We start from the raw sequence: 18,503 nt of genomic DNA on the forward strand, positions 1-18,503 counted from the left end.
TCCGACGCGGCCCTTTTTCAGGATTATTCCATCTCTCAGCCCGAGACCTCTTCCTCGTTCGAAAGAAGCAGGCAGACGAGCGTGATCGATGCCGCCGCCAGCAGATAGTAGCCGACATGGCCGAGGCTGTAATTGGTCGCGAGCCAGGTGGCGATATAGGGCGCCAGCGACGCGCCGAAGATGCCGGCGAGGTTGAAGGTCATCGAGGCGCCGGTATAGCGCACCGCCGTCGGGAAGGGGGCCGCCAGCGCCGCGCCGATCGGCCCGTAGGTGAGGCCCATCAGGCCGAGGCCGACGATCGAGAAGACGAAGGCCCCGCCGAGACCGGATGACAGAAGCGGTGCCATGAAGAGGCCGAAAACGCCGATGCCGATCGTCGTCAGCACCAGCACGAGGCGCCGGCCGAAGCGGTCCGAAAGTATGCCGGAGACCGGGATCATCAGGCCGAAGAAGACGACGCCCGTCATCTGTACGAGCAGGAACTGTTCGCGCGAATAGCCGAGCTTGGTCGTGCCCCAGGAGAGCGAGAAGACGGTCATCAGATAGAACAGGACGAAGGTCGCGAGCGCCACGAAGGTGCCGAGTACGAGGCTTCGCTTGTGCGAGCGAAAGATCGCCGCGACCGGCACCTCGACACGCTCGTGCTTGTCGATCGCCTTCTGGAATTCCGGCGTTTCGGTGATCTTCAGGCGGACATAGAGGCCGACGATCACGAGCAGGACGCTGGCGATGAAGGGAACGCGCCAGCCCCAGGCGAAAAAGGCCTCTTCGCTCATGACTTCGCCGAGGATGAGGAAGGTTCCTGCCGACAGGATGAAGCCGATCGGCGCGCCCAGCTGCGGGAACATGGCGTACCAGCTCCGCTTGCCTTCGGGCGCATTCTCGGTGGCGAGCAACACCGCGCCGCCCCATTCGCCGCCGAGGCCGAGGCCCTGACCGAAACGGCAAAGGGCAAGCAGCAGCGGTGCCACGACGCCGATCGTCGCAAAGGTGGGCAACAGGCCGATGATGACCGTGGAAATGCCCATGGTCATCAGCGCGGCGACGAGCGTCGCCTTCCGGCCGATCCTGTCGCCGAAGTGACCGAAGATCACGGCGCCGAGCGGGCGGGCGAAGAAGGCGATCGAAAAGGTGGCGAGGGACTGCAGCATTGCCGAGGTCGGATCGGCTGCAGGGAAGAAAAGGTGCGGGAAGATGATCACCGCTGCGGTCGCATAGACATAGAAGTCGAAGAATTCGATCGTGGTGCCGACCAGGCTGGCGAACAGCACCCGGGCAGGGGAGTTCACGGCCTGCCGATGCAATGCACGATCCTGCGGCGACAGCGAGGTTGTCGCGTCTGTCATTGGTTCGTTCCTGTGGCAATTCGCGGGAAAGCGAGTAACTCTCCCCGCCGGAATTGCGTAGTTTCAGAGGGTTAGATCAGTTCGCTGTCCCATGGACGCAAAAAAATGATCTGGCGGTTATGCCGTCTTGGGAGGCGGGCGGCCGGTTCTTAGCGCAAGTTTTCACATCGAGAAAGTCCGATTTCGTAAGAAATGCGAACTAAATGCGCTTGCCGGCGCAGCAATATTCCACCGGCGCATCGCCCCGGCTTGCTCGAGCAGTCGACATGCCCACCTACATGAATTCATGGGCTTCCCGTAATGCGGGCATTGACAGAAAATACATCTTCCGCTTGACGAGAATCGAATACTGGAGAACTCTCGTCGGCGAAGCGTTTTGCTTCGATTTGGGGGAATATTCATGTTCAGAAAGCTCTCTGCAGAATTTCTCGGTACTTTCTGGCTCGTTCTCGGCGGGTGCGGCAGCGCCGTACTTGCCGCTGCCTTCCCGGAGGTCGGCATCGGCCTGCTCGGGGTCTCCTTTGCCTTCGGCCTTACGGTGCTGACCATGGCCTATGCGGTCGGCGGAATTTCCGGCGGCCATTTCAATCCGGCGGTATCGGTCGGACTTGCCGTTGCCGGCAGAATGCCGCCGGCGAGCCTCGTCGGTTACATCATCGCGCAGGTCGCCGGCGCGATCGCCGCAGCTGCCGTGCTCTACGTGATCGCCAGCGGCAAGGCCGATTTTCAGCTTGGCAGTTTCGCCGCCAATGGTTACGGCGAACATTCTCCGGGGGGCTACTCGTTGACGGCGGCTCTCGTCACCGAGGTCGTCATGACCGCCTTTTTCCTGCTCATCATTCTTGGCTCGACGCATGGCCGCGTGCCTGTGGGCTTCGCGCCCATCGCCATCGGCCTTGGGCTGACCTTGATTCACCTCGTCTCGATCCCGGTCACCAACACCTCCGCAAATCCGGCCCGATCGACCGGACAGGCGCTGTTCGTCGGCGACTGGGCCATTTCCCAGCTCTGGCTCTTCTGGGTCGCACCGCTGATCGGTGCAGCCATTGCCGGAATCGTATGGAAAATCGTCGGCGACGACAGCTAGATCGGGAAAGATAGCGCCACGTAAGACCGTGTAGAGCCCGCTTGCACACGCAGGCGGGCTCTGCCTTTCCTAAGATTATTTCCCTTGCAAGCCACAGAAAGCTCTGATTCAGCTAGGAAATCTTGTCTCTGATTGATTCTGGGCGGGTTTCGCCGAAGCGCGTTTCGCGGCGAGAGTTAACCAAAGTAAACACTTCATTAACCATAATGTCGTTGTAGTGGTTTCACGCGACGGTCACGCGAATCGAGGCTTCGAAATCAGCCAGGTGCAAGCAAGCTTCGCGATAGTGGCGTATTGTTTGGGGGTTTGAATGAGCAGCAAGCATGTTGCTGTCCTGTTGGGCGGATTTTCCTCGGAGAGGCCGGTGAGCCTGTCTTCGGGGACGGCTTGCGCGGATGCCCTGGAGGCGGAAGGCTATCGCGTCACGCGCGTCGATGTCGGTCGCGACGTCGCAGCGGTTCTTCAGGAATTGCGCCCGGATGTCGTCTTCAATGCGCTTCATGGGCCGTTCGGCGAGGACGGGACGATCCAGGGCATTCTCGAATATCTCGAGATCCCCTATACCCATTCGGGCGTCCTGGCTTCTGCACTGGCCATGGATAAAGACCAGGCAAAGCATGTCGCCAAGGCTGCCGGCATCCCGGTTGCCGAGGCGCTGGTCATGGACCGGCGCAGCTTCGGCAATCAGCATCCGATGAAGCCGCCCTATGTGGTGAAGCCGGTTCGCGAGGGGTCGAGCTTCGGGGTGGTGATCGTCAAGGAGGATCAGTCGCATCCGCCTCAGGTGATCACCTCAAGCGAGTGGCGCTACGGCGACCGCATCATGGTCGAGCGCTATATTGCGGGACGCGAATTCACCTGCGGTGTCATGGGCGATGTCGCCCTCGGCGTCACTGAAATCATCCCGCAGGGGCACGCCTTCTACGATTACGACTCGAAATACGTAAAAGGTGGTTCGAAGCACGTCATACCTGCGCAGATTTCACCAAATATTTACCAAAAAATACAAACACTGGCGTTGAAGGCGCATGAGGCGATCGGTTGCCGCGGCGTCAGCCGGTCCGACTTTCGTTTCGACGATCGTGGGGATGGTGAGGGCGAGTTGATCTGGCTCGAGATCAATACCCAACCCGGCATGACCCCAACGTCCCTGGTGCCCGAAATGGCGCAGCATGCGGGCCTTCAGTTCGGTGAATTTCTCAGGTGGATGGTGGAGGACGCGTCGTGCTTGCGCTGAGGGGCAGAAGGGGCAAGAGGGTTCGTTACCCGGCCGGCGCTGTCGCCGAGGCGGATGAAGCGTTCGTCCTGCCGCGGCCGCTGCGCAAGGGCGTGCGCTTTCTGATCAGCCTTGGCGCCGGTCGAATCCGCTTCCCGAATCATACCGGAACGGTTTCCGCCGCAGCTTTCATGGTGGCCACGGGCCTTTACGGCATGTCGCTCGGCGGCCACACGCAGAGCTTCGCGCAGGTCTCGACGACTGCCGCCGGCTTCGCGATCGAGGACGTCCGCGTCTCCGGCAACGCGCAGACCTCCGAGATCGACATTCTCCAGCAGCTCGGCCTGGACGGCACGACCTCACTGGTGGCGCTCGATATCGAGGAGGCGCGTCGGCTGATCGGCGAACTGCCCTGGGTGGAGACCGTCACGGTGCGCAAGATCTATCCGGGTACGATCGAGGTCGTTCTCAAGGAGCGCGAAGCCTTCGGTATCTGGCAGCACGGATCGGATCTCTCCCTGATAGAGCGCAGCGGCAGCGTCATCGCGCCGCTCAGGGACAACAAGTTCGCCAGCCTGCCGCTTTTCGTGGGCCGCGACGCGGAGACGGCGGCGGCCGCGTTCTACGATGAATTTTCCCGCTGGCCGGAGTTCCGCTCCCGCGTCAGGGCCTTCGTGCGCGTGGCCGGGCGTCGCTGGGATCTGCGGCTCAACAACGGCGTCGTCGTGAAGCTTCCGGAAAAGGATGTTGCCCGCGCGATGAGCGTGCTCGCCGGTATGCAAGACACGCACCAGCTGCTGGAGCGCGACATCGCCGCCGTCGATCTCAGGCTCGAAGACCGCACGACCGTACAGTTGACGCCGGAAGCCGTGAAGCGCCGGGAAGTCGCACTCAAGGCGAGGGAGAAAATGCTGAAAGCCCAGGAGAAGCGGATATGAGTTTGTTCGGATCCGCCAATTTCGGCCTTCCGCGTCTGAAACCTTTGCCCTCGAAGCGGTCGCATGTCGTGTCGGTGCTCGATATCGGCTCGACCAAGGTGGTATGCATGATCGGCCGCCTGACGCCGCGTGCCGAGAGCCAGATCCTGCCCGGGCGCACGCACAGCATCGAGGTCATCGGCATCGGTCACCAGAAGTCGCGGGGCGTCAAGAATGGCGTCATCGCCGATCTCGACGCGGTCGAAAGTGTCGTCCGGCTTGCGGTCGATGCAGCCGAGCGCATGGCGGGACTGACCATCGACAGCCTCATCGTGAATGTTTCCGCCGGCCGCCTGCAGAGCGACGTCTATACCGCGACGATCGATCTCGGCGGGCAGGAGGTCGAGGCGAACGATCTGAAGAAGGTACTCGCTGCCGCGGGTCACCAGTCGCTGCGCACCGATCGTGCGATCCTGCACTCTCTGCCGACCGGCTTCTCGCTCGACGGCGAGCGCGGCATCCGCGACCCGCTGGCGATGTTCGGTGACGTTCTCGGCGTCGACATGCATGTGCTGACGGCGGAGCGGCCCGCACTGAAGAACCTTGAGCTCTGCGTCAACCGCGCTCACCTCTCGGTCGAGGGCATGGTCGCGACGCCCTATGCCAGCGGCCTTGCGGCACTCGTGGATGACGAGGTCGAGCTCGGATGTGCGGCCATCGACATGGGCGGCGGTACGACGACGATCTCGGTTTTCGCCGAAGGCAAGCTCGTCCATGCGGATGCCGTCGGGCTTGGCGGCCACCATGTCACGACCGATCTTGCGCGCGGCCTGTCCACCCGCATCGAGGATGCCGAGCGCCTGAAGGTCGTGCACGGTTCGGCGCTTCCGAACAGCGCGGACGAGCGCGATATCATTTCGGTTCCGCCGATCGGCGAAGACGACCGCGACCAGCCGACGCACGTGCCGCGCGCTCTGGTTTCGCGCATCGTTCGCGCTCGCATCGAAGAGACGCTGGAACTCATACGCGACCGCATCCAGCGGTCCGGTTTCAGCCCGATCGTCGGCAAGCGGATCGTATTGACGGGGGGAGCCAGCCAGTTGACAGGCCTGCCGGAAGCGGCGCGGCGCATCCTTGCACGCAATGTCCGCATCGGCCGCCCGCTCGGCGTATCCGGACTGCCGGCCGCTGCCAAGGGCCCGGCCTTCTCCACGGCCGTCGGGCTGATGATCTACCCTCAGGTCGCCGACCTCGAGACGCATGCCGCCGGCAGCGGCATGTTCTCCACCCTCGGCGGCAACAGCCGTTTCGCCCGCATGGGGCAATGGCTGAAAGAAAGTTTCTAGACCGCTCGGCATAGCGCCGAACGGGACAGGTGTTCGAGTTTGAAGGAATTGGCCGGCTCGGCAAGGCGGCCAGGGAAAGAGAAGGAACAGGACTATGGCCATCAACTTGCAGAAGCCGGACATTACCGAGCTGAAGCCGCGTATCACGGTCTTCGGCGTCGGCGGCGGCGGCGGCAACGCCGTCAACAACATGATCACCGCCGGGCTCCAGGGCGTCGATTTCGTCGTCGCCAACACGGATGCCCAGGCACTCACCATGACCAAGGCCGAGCGGATCATCCAGATGGGTGTCGCCGTCACCGAAGGTCTTGGTGCCGGCTCGCAGCCGGAAGTCGGCCGTGCGGCCGCTGAAGAATGCATCGACGAGATCATCGATCACCTGCAGGGCACGCATATGTGCTTCGTCACCGCCGGCATGGGCGGCGGCACCGGCACGGGCGCTGCTCCGATCGTCGCCCAGGCTGCCCGCAACAAGGGTATCCTCACCGTCGGCGTCGTCACCAAGCCGTTCCATTTCGAAGGCGGACGCCGCATGCGGATCGCCGACCAGGGTATTTCCGATCTTCAGAAGTCGGTCGACACCCTGATCGTCATCCCGAACCAGAACCTCTTCCGCATCGCCAATGACAAGACGACCTTCGCGGACGCCTTCGCCATGGCCGATCAGGTTCTTTATTCCGGCGTCGCCTGCATCACCGACCTCATGGTCAAGGAAGGCCTCATCAACCTCGACTTCGCCGACGTCCGTTCGGTGATGCGCGAAATGGGCCGCGCCATGATGGGCACGGGCGAAGCCTCCGGCGAAGGCCGCGCAATGGCCGCTGCGGAAGCTGCGATCGCCAACCCGCTGCTCGACGAAACCTCGATGAAGGGCGCTCAAGGCCTGCTCATCTCCATCACCGGTGGCCGCGACCTCACGCTGTTCGAGGTCGATGAGGCTGCGACGCGTATCCGCGAGGAGGTCGATCCGGACGCCAACATCATTCTTGGCGCGACCTTCGACGAGGAGCTCGAAGGCCTCATTCGGGTTTCGGTCGTCGCGACCGGCATCGACCGCACGGCCGCGGAGGTGGCCGGCCGCTCCGCCGACTTTCGTCCGGTAGCGCCGAAGCCGATCGTCCGCCCGTCCGCCGCCGTTCCGGCCCAGCCGCAGCCGACTGTTTCGCTGCAGCCGGCCCCGCAGCCGCAGCCGGTGCAGCAGCCGCTCCAGCAGCAGCAGAATGTCGACCACATCGCGCTCGCCATTCGCGAAGCCGAAATGGAGCGCGAACTCGACATCGCTGCGCGCACCCAGGTCGCCGCACCGCAGCCGCAGCCGCAGCCGCAGCCGCAACTGCAGGAAGAGACCTTCCGTCCGCAGAGCAAGCTTTTCGCAGGCGTCGCTCCGGCGGAGGCCGCACCGGTCATGCGGCCGGCGCAGCCGGCACCGCGCCCGGTCGAGATGCAGGCGCCCGTTCAGCCGCAGATGCAGGCACAGCCGGTCCGGCAGGAGCCCACCCCGGTCGTGCGGCAGCAGGCCGAGCCGGTACGCATGCCGAAGGTCGAGGACTTTCCGCCGGTCGTGAAGGCGGAAATGGATCACCGGACGCAGCCGGCGCCTGTGCATCAGGAGGAACGCGGACCGATGGGACTCCTGAACCGGATCACGAGCTCGCTCGGGCTGCGTGAACGGGAAGCGACGAATGTCTCGTCCGACATGACCGCCGCCGCACCAAGCGCCGCCTCGCAACAGCGCCGGCCGCTTTCGCCGGAAGCCAGCCTCTATGCGCCGCGTCGCGGCCAGCTCGACGATCACGGTCGCGCTGCGCCTCAGATGCGGTCGCATGAAGACGATCAGCTCGAAATTCCGGCGTTCCTGCGCCGCCAGTCGAGCTGATACCTACGGTGCCGTGCGTCCGATCGGACGCGCAACGTCGCCGTGGTACTTTCAGTCGCCGCAGTTTTTCCTGAGCCGGCTCCGGTTCAGGGAAACATGCGGAGACCGTTCCTTCACCTTGCCGATGCCCGGGCGCCAGCCCGGGCATTTTCGATTTCTCGCGTGAAATCAGACGCTTGTCATTTGCATTGCGCGCATATGAATTGCGTAACAAACCGAAACGAACAGTGATTTGGAATGGTGTCTCCAAACTCTTATTTTCATCATCGGAATTGGGGACGCATACGATTCGATCGGGCGCTGTTCAGTTCGAAGACGAGATTTCCGCCGACTGGCGCGGGATCGCGGTACTTCGTCTTGTGTCTTGAGCAACGTGGCACCCTCTAGGATTTTGGCCGAAGGCCGCCTTGATTGAAAGTGACGAGAATGGGAATCGAACTGCTCGGGTTTCAGACGACGATTGCAAACCCGATAACCCTCAAGGGAATTGGCGTTCACTCCGGTGCGGAAGTCGAGATCACCTTCCAGCCGGCCGATGCCGACGCCGGGATCGTGTTCCAGCGTGTGCTTGCCGGCGGCCGGGTGAGCGAATTCCGGGCCGTCTCGTCGCAGGTCGGCAACACCGATCTCTGCACCGTCCTCGGCCTCTCGCCGGCAACCTCGATCGCGACGATCGAGCATGTCATGGCGGCGGTCTATGCGCTCGGCCTCGACAATCTGTCGATCGAGGTGCATGGCGCCGAAATGCCGATCATGGATGGCAGCTCAGCTCCCTTTATCGAGGCGATCGAGCAGGCAGGTATTCAATCGCTTGCCGAGAAGCGCCGCTATATCCGCATCCTAAAGCCGGTGCGCATCGAATCGGGCGCTTCCTGGTCGGAATTCACGCCCTATGACGGCATGCGCTTCGAAGTCGAGATCGATTTCGACTGCCCGCTGATCGGCCGCCAGGCATGGAAGGGTGACATGACGCCTTCCGTTTTCAAGCGGGAGCTGTCGCGGGCGCGTACTTTCGGCTTCATGCGCGATGTGGAGCGCCTTTGGGCAGGCGGTTTCGCGCTCGGCTCGTCACTCGAAAACTCCGTGGTAATCTCGGACGACAACGCGGTCATCAATGTGGAGGGACTGCGGTATACGGACGAGTTCGTCCGCCACAAGACCCTCGACGCCGTAGGCGATCTTTCGCTGGCGGGCGCTCCCTTCCTCGGCTGCTACCGCTCCTATCGCGGCGGGCACCGGATGAATGCCAATGCCCTCAAGGCATTGCTCAGCGATCCGATCGCCTATGAGGTGGTGGAAACGGCAACGCCGCGTCAGCGCACCCGTTCGCGGGACATGGTGGCGGTTGCCGCACCGGGCTTCGCGCCCTGGTCCGCCTGACGGCACAGGACATTCTTCTCCAGTCGCCGGCCGAAAGGCCGGCATTTTTATGATGATTCGATCGTTGCCCCGAGTAACGCGTGTTCTTCGGCACCGATTTTCACGGTGCCAGAGGCGCTTTACACATCTGAAAAGGGGTGCAGCCCTGCAGGGCGCCACAAATTTGCATGAATTGCCGATCATGACGTTGCGGTCTTGAGGTAACTTGCTCTAAAACGCGCAAGTCTGGCGCGATGCTAGGCGCTGAGTGAAACGGGAATATCCGATGGTTCTTGCAGTTTCTGTCGACATAAGAAGATCAGCGCGCGTCGCCGCGGTCGTTCTTGCGGCTATCGCCGGCTCCAGTCTGATCACGGCCTGCCAGAACGATCCGGACATCGACATCACCAAACTCACGGCCGAGACCGATCCGCCGGACGTGCTCTACAACCAGGGCCTCGCAAACCTGAACGCCGGCAAGACGACGGAAGCGGCGCGGAAGTTCGAGGCGATCGACAAGCAGCATCCGTTCTCCGAATATGCCCGCAAAGCGCTGGTCATGAATGCATTCGTATCCTATCGCAACGGCCAGTATCAGGACGCGATCAACTCGACAAACCGTTATCTGAACCTTTATCCGCAGTCGGAAGACGCGGCCTACGCGCAATATATCCAGGGCCTTGCCTATACGAAGCAGATTCCGTCGGTGACGCAGGATCAAAGACCTGCGGCGAAGGCGATCGAGGCGATGCAGGTCGTCGTCGACAAGTATCCGGACTCCGAATATGTCGACGATGCGCAGGCAAAGATCCGCTTTGCACGCGACCAGCTCGCCGGCAAGGAGATGCAGGTCGGCCGCTATTATCTCGAGCGCAAGGAATACCTTGCGGCGATTTCACGCTTCCGCACCGTCGTCGAGCGATATCCGACCACCAATCAGGTCGAGGAAGCGCTCGCCCGTCTCGTCGAAGCCTATTATGCGATGGGCGTGACTGGGGAAGCCCAGACGGCGGCAGCGGTTCTCGGGCATAACTACCCCGACAGCCAATGGTATGCCGACTCCTACAAGCTGCTGCAATCCGGCGGGCTTGAGCCGCGCGAAACCGGCACGTCCTGGATCGCGCGCGCGGGAAAGAACCTCATCGGCGCGTGATTTTCCCGGCGCCCGACAACGAAGATATGAAACCGGATGCTCGCCCAGCTCGCGATCCGCGATATCGTCCTGATCGAACGGCTTGACCTCAGCTTCGATGCCGGGCTTTCGGTGCTGACCGGCGAAACCGGCGCGGGCAAATCCATCCTTCTCGACAGTCTGTCGCTCGCGCTGGGCGGCCGCGGCGACGGTTCGCTCGTGCGTCACGGCGAGGACAGAGGCCAGGTTACCGCTGTCTTCGACGTTCCCGCCGGCCATGCGGCGCGGCTCTTCCTGCGCGAGAACGGCATCGACGACGATGGCGATCTGATCTTCCGCCGTGTGCAATCGGCCGACGGCCGCACCAAGGCGTTCATCAACGACCAGCCGGTGAGCGTCCAGCTGATGCGGCAGGTCGGCCAGACGCTCGTTGAAATTCACGGCCAGCACGACGATCGGGCGCTTATCGACACCGACGCGCACCGCACGCTGCTCGACGCTTTCGGCGGCACGACCGAAGCTGCGGAAGACGTCGCGACCTTCTATCGCGGCTGGAAGGATGCCGAGCGCTGTCTGAAGAAACACCGCGAGAAGGTGGAGGCAGCAGCCCGCGAGGCGGACTATCTGCGTTCCTCCGTCGAGGAACTCGAGACGCTTTCGCCACGCGACGGCGAAGAGGAGGAACTCGCCGAGAGCCGGGCCCGCATGATGAAGGTCGAGCGCATTGCCGGAGACATCAGCGAGGCATCCGAGTTTCTGAACGGCAACGCCTCGCCGGTACCGCTCATCGCGTCGCTCGTCCGGCGGCTCGAACGCAAGAGCCATGAGGCACCCGGCCTGCTCGAAGAAACGGTCGAGCTTCTGGACGGGGCGCTGAACCAGCTCGCGGATGCCCAGATGGCGGTCGAGCGCGCGCTCCGCAATACGGAATTCGATCCGAAGGAACTCGAGCGCGTCGAGGAGCGGCTTTTTGCTCTGCGGGCCGCGAGCCGCAAATATTCGGTTCCCGTCACCGAACTGCCGGCACTTGCCGCGCGGATGATCGCAGATCTTGCCGATCTCGACGCCGGCGAGGAGAAGCTGAAGCATCTGGAAATACAGGTCGCCGAAGCCAGGGCGGCCTTCGACGTTGCGGCCCGCTCGCTTTCCGAGAAGCGCCACAATACGGCTGCTGCGCTTTCGGCCGCCGTCATGGAAGAATTGCCTGCGCTGAAGCTCGAACGCGCCCGCTTCATGGTGGAGGTGACGAGCGATCCGGGATCGCCGACGGCCGACGGGATCGATGCGGTCGAATTCCACGTCCAGACCAATCCCGGCACCAGGCCGGGCCCGATCATGAAGGTCGCTTCGGGTGGCGAGCTCTCGCGCTTCCTGCTCGCGCTGAAAGTGGCGCTCGCCGACCGCGGTTCGGCGCCGACGCTCGTCTTCGACGAGATCGATACCGGCGTCGGCGGCGCCGTGGCGGATGCGATCGGCCAGCGCCTGAAGCGACTTTCGAAAACCGTGCAGGTGCTTTCCGTCACCCATGCGCCGCAGGTTGCCGCGCGTGCGGCGACGCATCTCCTGATTTCGAAGGGGCCCTCCGCGGAAAAGACCGAGATGATCGCCACCCGCGTCGCCCGCATGGACGAAGCGGCACGCACGGAAGAGATCGCCCGCATGCTCGCCGGCGCCTCGATTACCGAGGAGGCAAGGGCTGCGGCTGCGCGATTGCTCGCCGGCAACGGTTGAATAGCCCTCACTTATCTTCGTATCGGTTACCCTCAAATCGATTCCGATTTTAAGAATCATGCAGTAAAAGCGACTCCAAAGTTCTGGAGCCGCATCCATGCTGAATCAAAGAAAACCCGTCGAACAATTGAACGAAACGGAAGCTGCCGAGGAACTCGCCTTCCTGGCGGCGGAGCTTTCCCGCCACGACGTACTCTATCACGGCAAGGATGCTCCGGAGATTTCGGATGCGGACTACGATGGGCTGAAGCGGCGGAACGATCTCATCGAAGAGCGCTTTCCGGCACTCGTCCGCGAGGACAGCCCCTCGCGGAAGGTCGGTGCCGCGCCCTCGCTCACCTTCGCGCCCGTCGCCCATGCGCGGCCGATGCTGTCGCTCGACAATACCTTCTCGGACGAGGACGCCCGCGCATTCGTCGCCGGCGTCTACCGCTTCCTCGGCCAGCTCCCGGACGGCTCGATCGCCTTCACGGCCGAGCCGAAGATCGACGGGCTATCCATGTCGCTGCGCTACGAAAACCGGCGGCTCGTCACGGCTGCGACCCGCGGCGACGGCACGACCGGGGAAAACGTCACGGCCAATGTTCGTACCATCGGCATGATCCCGCAGACGCTTCCGGCCGACGCGCCTGACGTCGTCGAGATCCGCGGCGAGATCTACATGGCGAAATCGGACTTCGCCGCGCTCAATGCCGAAATGGCGGCGCAGGGCAGGCCGCTCTACGTCAACCCGCGCAATACGGCGTCGGGTTCGCTCCGTCAGCTGGACGCGAAGGTGACGGCGAACCGCAAGCTGCGCTTCTTCGCCTATGCCTGGGGCGAGATTTCGGCCATGCCTGCGGATACGCAGCTCGGCATGGTGGAGACCTTCAAGGCCTGGGGATTCCCGGTCAACCCGCTGATGCAGCGCTTCTTCTCCGCCGACGCGCTCCTGGAGCACTATCACCATATCGAGCGGGAGCGTCCGGACCTCGACTACGACATCGACGGCGTCGTCTACAAGGTCGACCGGCTCGATCTGCAGGCCAGGCTCGGCTTCCGCTCGCGCAGTCCGCGCTGGGCAACGGCGCACAAGTTTCCGGCCGAACAGGCGTTCACGCGTCTGAAGGGCATCGACATTCAGGTCGGCCGTACCGGCGCCCTGACGCCCGTCGCGCGGCTGGAGCCGATCACGGTCGGAGGCGTCGTCGTCACTAACGCGACGCTGCACAACGAGGATTATATCCGGGGCGTCGGCAACACCGGCGAACCGATCCGCGATGGGCGCGACGTCCGTATCGGCGACATGGTGATCGTCCAGCGGGCAGGGGACGTGATCCCTCAGATCGTCGACGTGGTGATGGACGAGCGGCCGGAAGGCGCCGAGCCCTACAGGTTTCCCACGACGTGCCCCATCTGCGGCAGCCATGCGGTGCGCGACATCAACGAAAAGACCGGCAAGGTGGATGCCGTGCGCCGCTGCACGGGCGGCTTCGTCTGCCGTGCGCAGGCGGTCGAGCATCTGAAGCATTTCGTCTCGCGCAATGCCTTCGACATCGAAGGCCTCGGCTCCAAGCAGATCGAGTTCTTCTTCGAAAGCGAGGACGAGAATCTGAGGATCCGCACCGCCCCCGAGATCTTCACGCTCGAACGCCGCCAGGAGCAATCGCTCAACAAGCTCGAGAACATCGATGGATTCGGCAAGGTAAGCGTCCGCAAGCTGTACGAGGCGATCAATGCCCGCCGCTCGATAGCGCTTCATCGCCTGATCTATGCGCTTGGCATCCGCCATGTGGGCGAGACCACCGCCAAGCTGCTTGCGCGTTCCTATGGCAGCTACGAGCATTTCGGGGCGGCCATGACCGAGGCGGCAGGCTTTTCGGGAGATGCCTGGAACGAGCTGAACAGCATCGACGGCATTGGCGAGGTGGTCGCTCGCGCCATTGTCGAGTTCTACAAGGAGCCGCGCAACCTGAAGGTCGTTTCCGAGCTGCTGCGCGAAGTTACGCCCGAAAGCGCGGCATTGCCCGTGGCGATCGACAGCCCCGTCGCCGGCAAGACGGTCGTCTTCACGGGATCGCTCGAGAAGATGACGCGCGAGGAGGCGAAGGCAAAGGCGGAGAGTCTCGGCGCCAAGGTGGCGGGATCGGTATCCAAGAAGACCGACATCGTCGTTGCCGGCCCGGGCGCAGGCTCGAAGCTCGACAAGGCCCGCGAACTCGGCGTCCAGACGATGGACGAGGACGAGTGGCTGGCGTTGATCGGCGGGTAGCGTGTTTTGTTTCTCCCGCAAGCGGGGCGAAGGGGATTCGCGGCGCCCCTCCCAGTCCCTTCTCCCCATGGACGGGGGAGAAGGTGCCGGCAGGCGGATGAGAGCGATGCCGCGTGACCCGTTGGTTTAGATCGTCACGCCTGCTGCTCAGCCGACATGTCCATCCACATGAACTCCCAGACGTGGCCATCCAGGTCCTGGAAGCTGATGCCGTACATGAAGCCGTAGTCGATCGCCGGCTTCCATGGCTTGCCGCCCGCGGCAATAGCCTTGTCGAACATGTCGTCGCATTCGGCACGGCTTCCGGCGGAGAGCGCGGTGATGACTTCGGTGCCCTTTGCCGTGTCGCTGATCTCGCCGACGATGAAGCTACGGAACTTCGGCTCGGTCAGAAGCATGGCGAAGATATTGTCGTCGATGACCATGCAGGCGGCGGTCTCGTCGGAAAACTGCTCGTTGAATGTAAAGCCCAAAGCGGAGAAGAAGGACCGCGAGGCTTTCAGATCCTTGACCGGCAGGTTGACGAAAATCATGCGCATGGGGTGCTCCTTGTTGAAGATGGTTTCGCTTCGATGAGCCAAGGACGAAGACATGTGCCGCGTGCCGACAGGTCTCGTTGAATTTTGCGACCCCTCGTACTCGACCGCGGTCTGAGACGCCGATCAGGTGCGGCGCTTCGAATTTGAGCCCATTTCCGTTTGTGTTTTTGCGCTGCACAAGATAGATCTTGCAGCCAAAATTTGTGCAATTGCCTTTTCGCGGGGCTGGCGCCCGCAGCCGCGCGTCTTATCGGACGCGCAACTGTCGCTGTAGCATTTTGACGATGCAGGAGCCATATCGGCGAAGCGGGGCGTGTCTGACGTCCCGGCGGATTGGAGGGTCCGAAATGAGAACCATCAGCACCATCGCCGAACTGCGAGAGGCCCTTGCCGAGCATCGGCGCGCGGGCAGGTCCGTCGGACTGGTCCCCACCATGGGCTATCTTCATGTCGGCCATATGGAACTCGTGCGCCGCGCCCGCGGCGAGAACGACGTGGTCGTTGCCAGCATATTCGTCAATCCGCTGCAGTTCGGCGCGAACGAGGATCTTGGCAAATACCCGCGCGACCTCGCCCGTGATCGGGCGCTGCTGACCGATGGCGGCGTCGATTTCCTTTTTGCCCCCGGCGTTTCCGACATGTATCCGCGGCCGATGGAAACGGTGGTCGACGTGCCGAAGCTCGGCTCCGAGCTCGAAGGCGCGGTGAGGCCCGGCCATTTCGCAGGCGTCGCGACCGTCGTCACCAAGCTCTTCAACATCGTCCAGCCGGACCGCGCCTATTTCGGCGAAAAGGATTTCCAGCAGCTCCAGATCATCCGGCGCATGGTCGAGGATCTGGCGCAGCCGGTTACGGTCATCGGCGTACCGACGGTGCGCGAGGAGGACGGGCTCGCCTGTTCGTCGCGCAACGTCTATCTGACGACACAAGAGCGGCGTGCAGCCGCGATCGTGCCGAAGGCGCTGGACGAGGCCGAGCGGCTGATCGCAAGCGGCGTCACCGAACCGGCCGCAATCGAGAAGGGTGTCTTGGAGTTTCTCGCCGGCGAGCCCCTGGCGCGGCCCGAAGTGGTGGCGCTGCGCGACCCGGAAACGCTTGAGCCCGTCGGCGAGATCGGAGAAAAGCCGGTCCTGCTCCTGCTCTTCGTCCTCTTCGGCACCACGAAGCTGCTCGACAACCGCGTCATAGCCCCGAAATCCGCCCGTTTTGCAAAGGTAGCCTGAGAATGAGCGTCCAGACCACGAAACGGCGGCTCAGCCCCGCCAGCATCGAAGCCCTGAAGGGTGAGCGCCCGATCGTCAGCCTGACGGCCTATACGACGCCGATCGCACGTCTTCTCGATCCTCATGTGGATTTCCTCCTCGTCGGCGATTCGCTCGGCATGGTTCTCTACGGCCTCGATACGACCGTCGGCGTCACGCTCGACATGATGATTGCGCATGGCCAGGCGGTCATGCGCGGTTCGGAGCGCTGTTGTGTCGTCGTCGACCTGCCTTTCGGCGCCTATCAGGAATCCAAGGAACAGGCCTTCCGCAGCGCCGCGCGCATCCTGAAGGAAACGGGCTGCAGCGCAGTGAAGCTCGAGGGCGGGGCCGAGATGGCCGAGACGGTCGAATTCCTTGTCAGCCGTGGCATTCCGGTGCTCGGCCATGTGGGCTTGATGCCGCAGCTCGTCAACACGACGGGCGGCTACCGCTCGGTCGGGCGCAACGAGAAGGAAGTGGCCAAGATCCGCCGCGACGCCAAGGCGATCGACGATGCCGGCGCTTTCGCCATCGTGGTCGAAGGAACGGTGGAGCCGGTCGCCCGCGAGATAACCGCCACGCTGCGCGCGCCGACCATCGGCATCGGCGCTTCGCCGGCCTGCGACGGCCAGATCCTGGTATCGGACGACATGCTGGGTCTTTTCAACGATTTCAAACCGCGCTTCGTCAAGCACTTCGCCGAACTGGCACCGACGATCTCAAAGGCGGCGGAGGCCTATGCCAACGAGGTGAAGGCACGCACTTTTCCCGGCATAGAGCACACGTTTCAGGTAAAGCGCTGACGTGTCGGGGCGGGCGCCTTCCTTGCGTCCGCCTTCTTATGGTTGGCCGGCCGAGCACCTGGTCTTCCGTGCGCTTGGAATGACGCGCGCCCAACCATCAGAAAATTCAATCGCCGCATCAGAGTAATTGAATTGTCGCGATGTGCGGCAGCCCCTATCTGTCCGGCAGTCAATCTGCCGGCATGCTCGTTACGAGCGGCCCCCGCGGGAGAATTTCATGAGCAGAGGCGATTTCCGGGAAGGGCTTCGCGGCGGCTTTCCGATCATGCTGGCGGCATCGCCCTTCGGCGCGCTTTTCGGCGCGCTTGCGGTGGATAACGGTTTTTCGATTGCCGATGCGGTATTCATGAGCGCCACCGTCTATGCGGGTGCAAGCCAGATGGTCGGCATAGAACTCTTCGGAAGCAACGTGCAGCCCTGGCTCGTGGTGCTCTCGGTCTTTGCGGTCAACTTCCGCCACGTGCTCTATTCCGCTTCTCTCGCCAAGCACATCCGCCATTTCAGCTTCGCTCAAAAGCTGATCGCCTTCTTTCTGCTCGTGGATCCGCAATATGCAGAGACCGAACAGCGCGGCGAGCGCGGATTGCCGGTCACCTTCGCCTGGTATGCGGGCTTCGGCGTCGTGATCTATGTTCCATGGATCATCAATACGCTGATCGGTGCGATTTTCGGGCAGCTGATCGGCGATCCCAAAGCGATCGGTCTCGACGTGCTCCTCCCGATCTACTTTCTGGGGCTGGTGATGAGCTTCCGCACACGCGACCGTTTTCTGCCGATCGTGGCCGTGAGCGCCGTCGCCTCGGTGGCGGCGATGCATTTCGTCGGCTCCCCCTGGCATGTCAGCATCGGCGCGCTTGCCGGCATCGTGCTCGCGGCCTGCATGCCGCCGAAGCGACCGGCGATCGAAGCCCACGCCGTGGAAAAGGAGGCCTGATCCTTGGACGCGCAACACCTCGATCTGCTCTATCTCATCGTTGCGGCCGCAGTCGCCACGTATGTCACGCGCTTCGGTGGCTACGTGCTCATCACGCAGCTGAAGTACATTCCCCGCGGATCGAATCTGCGCTGAACGCAGTCCCCGCGGCTGTATTGACGACGCTGGTGGCGCCCGCCTTCGTCTATGGTGGCATGGACGTCGCCGCAGCGATGCTCGTCGCCTTCGTCATCGGGCTGCGCTTCTCGACGCTTCGTATGCTGCTCGTCGGCTGGATCGCGGTCATGGCGATCCGGCACCTGATCATGTAGGTTCCCGCCCGCCTGAGCACGGGTCCGGCCGCTCGGATTGGCGCCGGGCCGGTTCTGGACTATCATCCTCTCGTTGCCGGGGAGGCAGCCGCCCCCGGCCCACGGAGGAGCGACCATGATTACCAGAATTTCCGTTGCGCTGTTTCTCGCGCTTGCGCCTGTCCCCGCTTTTGCGAATCAGTGCCCCTCCATGATGCAGGCCATCGATGCGGCCATGCCCAACGCATCATTGTCCGAGGCCGACATGGCCAAGGTGAAACAGTTGCGCCAGCAGGGCGAAGACTTGCACAAGGCCGGCGACCATGCGGGCTCGGAAGCAGCGCTCGGCCAAGCCAAGACGATGCTCGGTATTTGACTGGGAACGCGCCGTGATTCGGCATTCAGACGATTGTCGGATGAAGGCCTGTCGAG

At 63.0% G+C, this 18,503-nt stretch carries 15 protein-coding genes and 1 pseudogene; 14 read left to right on the forward strand and 2 right to left on the reverse strand.

Annotated elements, in window-relative coordinates:
- Positions 1-35: 35 nt before the first annotated feature.
- Complete coding sequence (locus N0Q91_RS06640; protein WP_275597660.1) at positions 36-1,346, reverse strand: MFS transporter; 1,311 nt, start codon at positions 1,344-1,346, stop codon at positions 36-38.
- A gap of 400 nt (positions 1,347-1,746) precedes the next feature.
- Between N0Q91_RS06640 and aqpZ the strand changes: the two genes are divergently transcribed.
- The 9 genes from aqpZ (at position 1,747) to ligA (ending at position 14,261) form a co-directional block, all read left to right on the forward strand.
- Positions 1,747-2,433 (forward strand): aquaporin Z, encoded by a 687-nt coding sequence (gene aqpZ, locus N0Q91_RS06645; protein ID WP_275597661.1) that lies wholly within the window; start codon positions 1,747-1,749, stop codon positions 2,431-2,433.
- A 310-nt stretch (positions 2,434-2,743) separates the two neighbouring features.
- A complete protein-coding gene (locus N0Q91_RS06650; RefSeq protein WP_275597662.1) occupies positions 2,744-3,670 on the forward strand; it encodes a D-alanine--D-alanine ligase in 927 nt (308 codons plus the stop codon).
- A complete protein-coding gene (gene ftsQ / locus N0Q91_RS06655) occupies positions 3,658-4,587 on the forward strand; it encodes a cell division protein FtsQ (protein WP_275597663.1) in 930 nt (309 codons plus the stop codon). Before N0Q91_RS06650 ends, ftsQ begins: the two co-directional genes overlap by 13 nt.
- On the forward strand, positions 4,584-5,912 hold the full coding sequence (ftsA, locus tag N0Q91_RS06660; RefSeq protein ID WP_010969742.1) for a cell division protein FtsA: 1,329 nt from the start codon (positions 4,584-4,586) through the stop codon (positions 5,910-5,912). Before ftsQ ends, ftsA begins: the two co-directional genes overlap by 4 nt.
- A gap of 94 nt (positions 5,913-6,006) precedes the next feature.
- Entirely contained in the window at positions 6,007-7,788 is a 1,782-nt protein-coding gene (gene ftsZ, locus N0Q91_RS06665; RefSeq protein WP_275597664.1) for a cell division protein FtsZ, read from the forward strand.
- A gap of 426 nt (positions 7,789-8,214) precedes the next feature.
- On the forward strand, positions 8,215-9,168 hold the full coding sequence (gene lpxC / locus N0Q91_RS06670; RefSeq protein WP_275597665.1) for a UDP-3-O-acyl-N-acetylglucosamine deacetylase: 954 nt from the start codon (positions 8,215-8,217) through the stop codon (positions 9,166-9,168).
- A 265-nt stretch (positions 9,169-9,433) separates the two neighbouring features.
- Positions 9,434-10,300, forward strand: a complete 867-nt coding sequence (bamD, locus tag N0Q91_RS06675; RefSeq protein ID WP_018095445.1) for an outer membrane protein assembly factor BamD — start codon at positions 9,434-9,436, stop codon at positions 10,298-10,300.
- Positions 10,301-10,336: 36 nt separating this feature from the next.
- Entirely contained in the window at positions 10,337-12,010 is a 1,674-nt protein-coding gene (gene recN, locus N0Q91_RS06680; RefSeq protein WP_275597666.1) for a DNA repair protein RecN, read from the forward strand.
- Positions 12,011-12,107: 97 nt separating this feature from the next.
- On the forward strand, positions 12,108-14,261 hold the full coding sequence (gene ligA / locus N0Q91_RS06685; protein WP_275597667.1) for an NAD-dependent DNA ligase LigA: 2,154 nt from the start codon (positions 12,108-12,110) through the stop codon (positions 14,259-14,261).
- A gap of 134 nt (positions 14,262-14,395) precedes the next feature.
- Here the strand turns inward: ligA and N0Q91_RS06690 are convergent, their stop codons facing one another.
- Entirely contained in the window at positions 14,396-14,800 is a 405-nt protein-coding gene (locus N0Q91_RS06690; protein ID WP_026168647.1) for a VOC family protein, read from the reverse strand.
- A 347-nt stretch (positions 14,801-15,147) separates the two neighbouring features.
- Between N0Q91_RS06690 and panC the strand changes: the two genes are divergently transcribed.
- From panC to N0Q91_RS06715, 5 genes and pseudogenes are all read left to right on the forward strand, one after another.
- On the forward strand, positions 15,148-16,023 hold the full coding sequence (panC, locus tag N0Q91_RS06695) for a pantoate--beta-alanine ligase (protein WP_275597668.1): 876 nt from the start codon (positions 15,148-15,150) through the stop codon (positions 16,021-16,023).
- Between the two features lie 2 nt (positions 16,024-16,025).
- Entirely contained in the window at positions 16,026-16,847 is an 822-nt protein-coding gene (gene panB / locus N0Q91_RS06700) for a 3-methyl-2-oxobutanoate hydroxymethyltransferase (RefSeq protein ID WP_018095440.1), read from the forward strand.
- A gap of 217 nt (positions 16,848-17,064) precedes the next feature.
- Entirely contained in the window at positions 17,065-17,781 is a 717-nt protein-coding gene (locus N0Q91_RS06705) for an AzlC family ABC transporter permease (protein WP_018095439.1), read from the forward strand.
- A gap of 3 nt (positions 17,782-17,784) precedes the next feature.
- A pseudogene (locus N0Q91_RS06710) lies at positions 17,785-18,092 on the forward strand (branched-chain amino acid transport AzlD family protein).
- A 115-nt stretch (positions 18,093-18,207) separates the two neighbouring features.
- Positions 18,208-18,447, forward strand: a complete 240-nt coding sequence (locus tag N0Q91_RS06715) for a PA2433 domain-containing protein (RefSeq protein ID WP_100671686.1) — start codon at positions 18,208-18,210, stop codon at positions 18,445-18,447.
- Positions 18,448-18,503: the final 56 nt, after the last annotated feature.

It is taken from the genome of Sinorhizobium prairiense (assembly GCF_029201645.2).
GTDB classification, from domain to species: domain Bacteria; phylum Pseudomonadota; class Alphaproteobacteria; order Rhizobiales; family Rhizobiaceae; genus Sinorhizobium; species Sinorhizobium meliloti_A.